The 8,391-nt window shown below is 48.3% G+C and carries 7 protein-coding genes; 4 read left to right on the top strand and 3 right to left on the bottom strand.

The features are described 5' to 3' along the window. Nucleotides 1–629: hypothetical protein (locus HOK28_20810; protein ID MBT6435549.1), on the top strand; the 629-nt coding region annotated here is incomplete at its 5' end. On the opposite strand, the gene HOK28_20805 is transcribed toward HOK28_20810, so the two are convergent. Next, nucleotides 630–1,994 carry a cytochrome P450 gene (locus HOK28_20805; protein ID MBT6435548.1) on the bottom strand — a complete coding sequence of 455 codons (1,365 nt, stop codon included), beginning with the start codon at nucleotides 1,992–1,994 and terminating at the stop codon, nucleotides 630–632. A gap of 176 nt (nucleotides 1,995–2,170) precedes the next feature. Between HOK28_20805 and HOK28_20800 the strand changes: the two genes are divergently transcribed. Next, on the top strand, nucleotides 2,171–3,352 hold the full coding sequence (locus HOK28_20800; protein ID MBT6435547.1) for a beta-ketoacyl-ACP synthase III: 1,182 nt from the start codon (nucleotides 2,171–2,173) through the stop codon (nucleotides 3,350–3,352). Between the two features lie 104 nt (nucleotides 3,353–3,456). After that, complete coding sequence (locus HOK28_20795; protein MBT6435546.1) at nucleotides 3,457–4,365, top strand: hypothetical protein; 909 nt, start codon at nucleotides 3,457–3,459, stop codon at nucleotides 4,363–4,365. Here the strand turns inward: HOK28_20795 and HOK28_20790 are convergent. After that, on the bottom strand, nucleotides 4,362–6,725 hold the full coding sequence (locus HOK28_20790) for an MMPL family transporter (GenBank protein MBT6435545.1): 2,364 nt from the start codon (nucleotides 6,723–6,725) through the stop codon (nucleotides 4,362–4,364). The genes HOK28_20795 and HOK28_20790 overlap by 4 nt on opposite strands. A gap of 365 nt (nucleotides 6,726–7,090) precedes the next feature. Between HOK28_20790 and HOK28_20785 the strand changes: the two genes are divergently transcribed. Then, on the top strand, nucleotides 7,091–7,984 hold the full coding sequence (locus HOK28_20785) for an SDR family NAD(P)-dependent oxidoreductase (protein MBT6435544.1): 894 nt from the start codon (nucleotides 7,091–7,093) through the stop codon (nucleotides 7,982–7,984). On the opposite strand, the gene HOK28_20780 is transcribed toward HOK28_20785, so the two are convergent. Next, entirely contained in the window at nucleotides 7,981–8,343 is a 363-nt protein-coding gene (locus tag HOK28_20780) for a helix-turn-helix transcriptional regulator (protein ID MBT6435543.1), read from the bottom strand. The genes HOK28_20785 and HOK28_20780 overlap by 4 nt on opposite strands. Nucleotides 8,344–8,391 lie beyond the last annotated feature (48 nt).

The following is an 8,391-nucleotide window of genomic DNA, read 5'->3' as shown; positions in this document are numbered from 1 at the left end:
TTGCGAGCTACGACACCATTGAGGAGATGGCCAGCCAATATGTAGCTGCCATTCGTTCAAGGCAGCCCAAGGGACCGTACATCTTGGGTGGCTGGTCTATGGGGGCCGTGGTCGCCTTTGAGGTAGCAAGAATCCTCACCGAACAAGGCGAGCAGATTCATACTCTTCAGCTACTGGACGGGCTAGCTCCCGGTACCGGCAGTGAACCTTCAACTGATGATGCTACGGTGCTAAGTCTTTTTGCCAGGGACATCGGATTCGATGACGCGCCGGCGGTTGAGCAATCACAAAACAGTATCGAACTCTTGTATCAAAAAGGCATCACGGAAGGTCTCTTACCTCCTCACCTAAAACTGGAGGACCTCTCTCTGCGTTATGAAGTGAGCCGTCAAAACTTTTTAGCGATGTCACAATACGAGGGGAAATCCTATGCTGGGCCAGCTTCCATCTACAAAGCTGCTACACCCTTGAAAGAGCACGAAAACGCTCCATTGGATATGGGTTGGAGTAGCTGGGTTCAAACAATTATTCGTCAGGAAACGCTTCCCGGCGACCACTTTACGGTTATTCACCAAGACGGGTTAAAGCAGCTTGCGAAAGAATTAAAAGACGCAGTCAAAATGTCCTGACTAGGGGCGGTTGCGCAATTTGATATAAGCGGGAACACCGCCTTTAGGTGTCATCGTAAGTTTGGCTTCCACTTCTGTGGATGCGCTTTCATCAAGCTCGATGGTAAACTTATTCGCCAAGGTTGCTAAGGCAATCACCAACTCGATGGTGGCAAACGTAATTCCGGCACAAATCCTCGGTCCCCCACCAAATGGGATATAGGCAAACTTGGTCCGTTCTTTACTTGCGGACGGCGCGAATCGTTCGGGACGGAATTCAGTTGGGTTGTCCCAGAACTCTGGATGCATGTGCATCGCGTGCCGACTGAACATGATCAGCGAGCCCTCGGGTATCGTCTCCCCCCAAAGTTCATCCTCTTCAATCGCATTGCGGTTCTCGAACCAAAATGGTGGTCCCATACGCATCGCTTCATCGATAACCATTTTTGTATATTTGAGTTTTGAGACATCCTCAGGAGTGGGATCACGGCCGTTCAAAACTGTATCAAGCTCTTCATGGAGTTTGGCCTCAACGTCTTTGTTTTGGGCTAACAAAGACCAAGCCCAGGTTAAAGCTGTGGCAGATGTCTCGTGTCCTCCAAATATCATTGTCACGACTTCGTCGGTTAATTCTTCTCTGGACATCCCCCCCTCAAGCTCCTCATGGCGAGCTCCGAGAAGCAATGAAAAGAGGTCTTGATTTTTCGACCCGCCACGAACCCGTTCATCATAAAGAGCACCGACAAAATCATGAAACTCTCTCAAGACCCGTTTCATTTTGAAATTGGCCGGGCTGGGAAACCAAGGACTGCGAATAACGGGATAAGGCGTCATCCCACTGTACTCATTAATAAATTCACTCCACTCGATAATTTTCGTTCGATAACCTTCGAAATCACTGCTGAAGAGACATTTCCCTGCAATCTCTAGAGTTAGCCTGCTCATATCGCGAGCAACGTTTCGCATGGTTCCATCACCAGAACTTTGTGACCACTCATCAGCCATACCTGCTGAACTCTCGCACATTAGCGGAACCAAGCTACGAACAAAGACGGGTTTGAGTAACGGCTGGATCAGCTTTCTTTGCTTTGCCCAATGAGCACCTTCAGAAGTAACCAATCCCGATTTAAAAACTGCACGAAACCGAGTGTAGATGTCGGTTCCCTTGTCGTATTTCTTATTCGTTTTTTGTAGAACTTGGCGAATCAGATCTGGGTGATTAATGACATAAAAATTTAGAATACCTCGGTAGTGAACAAAGTCGCCAAAGTCATTGGTAAGCATCCGGATGAATGCTTGGGTGTTCCCAGCCACCATCCATTGCTTATACATAAACGGTGCCCGGACCAGTTTTTTTTCAGATGCTAGAAGCGCCGCCTCACTCACTTTTTCCTCCAAAAACCAATAGTTCGAAAACCTAGATTTTCTATAGGCTTAAGCCATTCTGGCTTCATCAATATGATAGCCCTGCTTGCCTGACTCTGTCCAACTCAGTAACTTTATATATATCGTTTGGCCTACCCATAAAATGGGACCGCCAAGAAACCTTGGAGTCAGCTAAAATGTCAGACAACAGCCTAAAAGATGTATACATCACCTCAATTGGCAAATTCCTTCCCGGCAAAGCAATCGGCAATGACGAGATGGAGGACTATCTTGGCATGGTCGGAGGGGAGCCAAGTAAGTACAAGAAACGTATCTTACAAGCTAACGGAATCAAGACTCGCTACTACGCGTTAGACGAAGACGGTAACCGCACTCACCTGGTGGAAGAGATGGCCGCTCATTCTGTAGAGGATGCGCTCAAACGAGGCGGTCACACCGCCGAAGACATTGATATGCTTGCCATGGCGACAACTATTCCAGATGTGCTTATGCCCGGCTTCGCGTCCATGGTTCACGGACGAATTGGCGGTGGTCCGATGGATATTCTCTCCGTAGGCGGAGTTTGTGTTTCCAGCATGGAGGCTATGAAAGGCGCGTGGCAAACCGTCCGAACCGGCGAGCACAAGCTGGTGGTAGCCGGTGCATCAGAACTGCCCAGCGTGTGGTTTAAGTCCAGCCGATTTGAAAAGGAAAGTGAAATTGCAGCTTCGCGAGATGAAACTGCTGAGTCTTTTGATTACTTCAATGCCGACTTTCTAAGATGGATGCTCTCCGATGGAGCAGGTGCAGTTGTTATGCAAGACAAGCCATCCAAAGAAGGTTTATCTCTCAAGATTGACTGGATTGAACTTCGCTCTTATGCACACGAATTTAGCACTTGTATGTATATGGGGACTTCAGACCCAAGTAACCCTACTGTCGAAAACACCTGGGTATCTTATCCAACAATAAGTGAAGCCGAGGCAGACGGACTCCTGGTTATTCGGCAAAATACCAGCCTCCTTGCCGAAGGCATGGTCGCGACTGCGCTGAAAGAAGGTAAGCGTCTCGTGGACGAAGGAAAGATTAAGCCTGAAGAGATTGACCACTTCATGCCTCACTTAAGTTCCTATTTCTTCTATGACAAAATCGAAGCAACTCTTGAAGCCGCAGGGTGTCCTATCCCCGAGGAAAAGTGGTTTACCAATCTTTCCACACGCGGAAATACCGGCTCAGCCAGTATCTACCTCATGCTAGAAGAAGCTTTTAATGAAGGACGCCTTAAAGAAGGTGATGGTATCCTGGCATTTATTCCCGAATCTGGGCGCTTTGCCATCAGCTTGGCTAAGTTCACAGTGGTTGGGCCATCTAAGGACTAAGTCATATTAGGCCATTACAAGCGAGTCCTTAATCCTGACCGGATGGTTGCCAACCCCATGGTTTTCGCTCTACAGGGATATCGTCATTACCAATAGGCTTAGGCGTGGAAGAATCACCAAAATCATTGTCGCCAAAACGGCGGCCCAATAGGCTAGAACCTCTACCCAATATTTGGGATGCGTTGCGTGCAGATCCAATACTCCTGGTGGACCCCAAAGCTTTGGATGTTCAACTCCGAGATGCTAGGCGATGGACGCGCAAGTACCTACTGCCACTGATCCGAGTGGGATGCTTAAGTGCTATCTTCATCGTTCGTATTCTTCGAAGATTATCTCCCTTTCAATTCCAGTCTCAGTGGATATTGAATGTTGTGAGCATTCTGTTCGCAAGACGTGTCGTCTCCCCAGAAGCTCTTTACCTCTTGATTCGTCACTTTCATGTTGAGTCCAATTTAATTAATTTTGTCGCTCGTAATGCTGGCGGATCCGGAATCGAAGAAGCAGGCAATAAACCAAGTGGGCCCGACCAACTCGGTGATGTCGACGGGGTCAATGCCACGATTTTACACGATGCCAATATGTTCAATTTCATTGTCGATATAGGGCATGCACAAGGGGCCAACCTTACCCAACGAATCCCACTCGAAGATATAGATTTCTCATCGCTTCAATTTAAGGAGCCGGAAATCAATCCCAAAGGGAGAATTTTAAATCTGGATTTTGAGTCCACGCTCTATCTTATCGTAGCTTTCATGACGACTTTTCTTAATGAAGACACAGCCGAAAGTGCCGCCAATTCACTGGAACTCGACGAGAGCCTGCTGCACATCATTGCAAATTATACAGGCGATGAGCGCTTTCGAAACTGGGCACCGCTGAAATTCCCGAACTACATACAATGGCCCAAAGATGTGGGTCGTTCACTATTCCTACACATTCTCGCGTTAGAATATGCTCACACTCGCCTTTTACAGCTCAAAGACGAACAAGCAGCTCAAACAGACACTCCCTAAACTCTATCTTTATACAAAGACCGGAAAATGGCCGGAGTGAGTACCAAATCAGCGAACACCGCAAATGCTATCGCTGCAATAATCAATAATCCAAACCACACCAAGCTATAGAGTGTTGCTATTAGACAGGGTGCAATACTCAAAATGAGTACAACACTCGTCGAAACAATCGCACGACCGCTATCACGGGTAGTAGCTTCGATAGCCTCTTCGACCCGGCCACTTAACTTGTAATGATGTTGGAAGTGATGAACGAAGTGAATCGTATCGTCCACACACAGCCCCAGCGCTACCGATGCGATTAAAAGAGTTGAGCCATCAATGGGGATATCTAAAATACCCATCAATCCAACAGTCATCAGAACCGGTAGCAGATTCGGAAACATTGCAACCAGACCTAGCTTCAGATCACGTAGCAAGATGGCCAGAAGGACAGTAATTATAACAAATGCTAAGCCAAAGCTCTTGAGTAAATCAGGTATGAGCGCTCCAAACGCTGAGAGTACCGAGTATAGGAAGCCTGTTGGTTTCACCACCGCGACCTCACTGACGTATTTCTCAATCCCGGCATCGATATGCTTACTAAGCGGCTGATAGGATGTTGCGGGTAGCCAACGCAATGTAAACTGCATCTGAGTTTTATTGAGGTCTGAAGTTGCGAGTCGCATCAAATCGTCAGGCGCTGAGTTTTCAAACAAGAACAATATATCCGTCGCCTGCGCCGTACTGTCCGGCATACGATAATATTCCTGGCTACCCCCATGGAGTGCGCGATTTGTTTCACGAATAATATCGAGGATACTGGTTGATTTCTTAACTATCTTCTCACCGCTATTCGGATCTACGAAAGACAGAAGGTGTTCCTCAAGCTGCACCAAGGCCCTCAGCGTTTCGATATCCTGTATCTTCTTACCTTCTTTCATCTCAATCAGAAGTAAGAACTGCGCCACTCCCCCCACATTGTTATCAATCAGGTCAAATGCTTGGTGTAATTCCTCAGACTCAGGAAACCATGCTAACTGATCATGGTTCACGCGTACTTGGCTTGTAAATAATAGCGCGCCTACTCCGATCAGAAGACCTAGCCACAAAGCTTTATGACGGGCACGTTTTTGAAAGATGGGATCCTGGCTAGCCGCATAGATTCCACCAGAGAAACCGCTGCAACGCCTAAGAAATCGGTCGAGCCAATCCTTTCCACCACCTTCGCTGGCACCCAAAAGGCTGCGTTTGTTCATACTGAGTACTGGCGGCAGAACCAAGGTTGTCGCTATGAACGCAATAAGAACTCCGAATGCGCCCAAAGTACCAAGCTGAATAATGGGCTTTAGACTCGCCGTCCTAAATGAGATCAAACCAACCATCGTTGTCAGTGATGTGAAAAATATAGGTACACCGGCTGCCTGCATCGAACGGATAATTGCCGAAGCATTTTCGCACCCAGATCGCCGCAGGTCTCTATAAAGGGATTGAACGTGAATAGCATCCGCCACCCCAACGCAGGTGAGAAAAACAGGAACGATGCTGTTAAGATAATTTAAACTCATCCCGAGAATCGACATCAGACCTAAGGTAAATATATTTGCAATCGAAATGATAGCCAATGGAGCAACGACTCCAATAGGATGACGGTAAATCGCTAACAAGGCCCCAAACATTAAAATTGATGCCAGAATAAATGCCAATCCCATATCGATAATTGTTAGCTCATTGATTCGTGCATTCATCGCGGCACCGCCGCCGGTCTTTGTAACAAAGCCCTTCTCAACGTGCTTTTGGGTCTCATCTAGAATTGCATTATAAAGTGCAACAAGACTCTGCTCGGTAACGACTTGCGCTCGAACTATCACAAGCGCATGACGCCCCTCGGCACTCACCAGCCGGTTACGGTAGGTACGCTCACTAAGAACACGTTCTCGAAATGAATCCAATGGACCAGAAACCGGCCAGGAATCCCGTAAATCACCTACCGACACGCCATCGGTGGTCGCCCTCGTATCCCGCACTCCAGCCAACGAGATGACTTCATCGATGATGGTGCCGCCCTCTTCATCGCCCCACCCATCATCATCAAAACCATCTATTAAGTCGGGGCTACCTTCTCCACCCTCCTCGGATCCAAACCCTTGCAGATAATCAAAATCAATATCGATTGCGGCCAAGCCATTATGCAAAGAATCTAGTTTCTCAAGAAATGGACGGGTGAAAACATCGCCCTCGACGACCACAACAAAAAGTTGGTCCTGGCCAAACTCCTCACGTAATTCGCTTAGAACGACGCTCGTTCTACTTCCAACTGCCTCGAATACTTCCGGACTGTTATCGATTGTTAAACCACGTGTTGCGATCTGGAACATCATCGCTAAAACACCCAAAAACACGAACCCGAGAGTAAGAAACGGAAACCTTAAAGTTATCCTAGTGATACCAGCAAAGAAGCCTCTTTCCTCGTGACTATGATCCATCTCAAACACGCCCCTCTTCTCATATTCACAACGGCAACGCCCATGCGACAAGTGCAAGCGTCTTCCAGATTCTCGCAGATGAAGAAGGCTCGAACAAATCGATTAAGGATTTGAAATCATGCAGGTTTTAACCATCCGCCGATTTGCGAAAGGATATTCAACGCATCTCGAAGCGCAGGCTTTTCACCCACCCCCTTGACTCGTCGCGTTATCTGCCCCAAGTACAAACATCGTCAACAAACTGCCTGTATGGAGCGTTCATGAAATACAATCCCGACCTAAACACACAGCTCGCTGCAGCAGTAAACGGCAAACGTATCCTCATCACAGGCGCCAGCAGCGGCGTGGGCCTCGCGATGGCGCGACAACTTGCTTCGTCCGGTGCCCGGCTCATCCTGGTGGCACGTTCCGAAGACAAGCTGCTCAACGCTCAAAAAGAAGTTGCTCGCAGAGGCGGCCATGCCGAAATTTATACATGCGATTTAAGTGAAGATGACGACACCAAAAAGCTTACAGAGAGCGTAAATGCAGACCTTGGTGGCGTTGATATTCTAATCAACAATGCAGGTCGCTCCATACGTCGCCCTGTTACCGAATCCACGGACCGCCTGCACGACTATCGGCGCACAATGGAGCTGAATTACTTCGGTTCTATTCGTCTCATTTTGGCTTTTCTTCCAGGGATGCAGGCACGTGGCGAGGGACACATCCTGAATATTCTTACAATGGGCTGCCAGGTCCGAACGCCCAAGTTCTCAGCTTACATCGCCAGTAAGTTGGCGCTCGACGCCGCCAGCCGCTGCATGGCCGCTGAACTCAAAGATCAGAATATTAAAATGACACAGGTCTACTTACCCCTCGTCCGCACGCCTATGATCTCTCCAACTGAGCTCTATAACAACGTGACTGCAATGCACGTTGATTCAGCTGCGGAACGCACCCTGGAAGCCCTCGTGACCGGCCAGCCACGGGTGATGATGCCATTGGGAATCATCGCGGAGCTGATTCACCTCTGGGCCCCTGACTATGCTCAGACTCTTTTAAACAAACTTGAGAATATGGAACCGAAACCAGCGACAACAGCGGCGGCCAAGATAGGCGAAAAGGTCTTGAACTTACTGGCGTATGGAACAAAACAATCAGAAGGTGCTTAACGTCGCTCGCTCACATGCTCTAACACATTCTGGAGCAAATTACGGACGTGGTCGTCGTTAAGAGAGTAATAAATATGCTTTCCGTCTCGTCGACGTGAAATCAGCTCCTCTTGATGCAGAACCTTGAGCCGCTGAGAGATGGTTGGCATTCCCCACCCAAGCTCCTCTGAGAGCTCCCCAACACACGCTTCAGCATGACCAAGTCTCTCCAGTAGACGCAGCCGCTCTGGATCTCCAGCCGCTCTCAAGAGAGCTGCCGCCCGCTCAATAACTCTGTCGGTACTCGCCTCGAAAGACAAAAGCTCATGTTCGCAATCAAGCGCATGGTCGTTCTCGGTATTTTCAATTTCTGAAGTCATAATTACTTTCCACAAAACACCTAACGATTAAACCGCCGGCGTGCGATA

The organism is Deltaproteobacteria bacterium, assembly GCA_018668695.1.
GTDB lineage: Bacteria > Myxococcota > XYA12-FULL-58-9 > XYA12-FULL-58-9 > JABJBS01 > JABJBS01.
The sequence above is the reverse complement of the archived record's forward strand: the minus strand, read 5'-3'. Positions and strand labels throughout refer to the sequence as shown.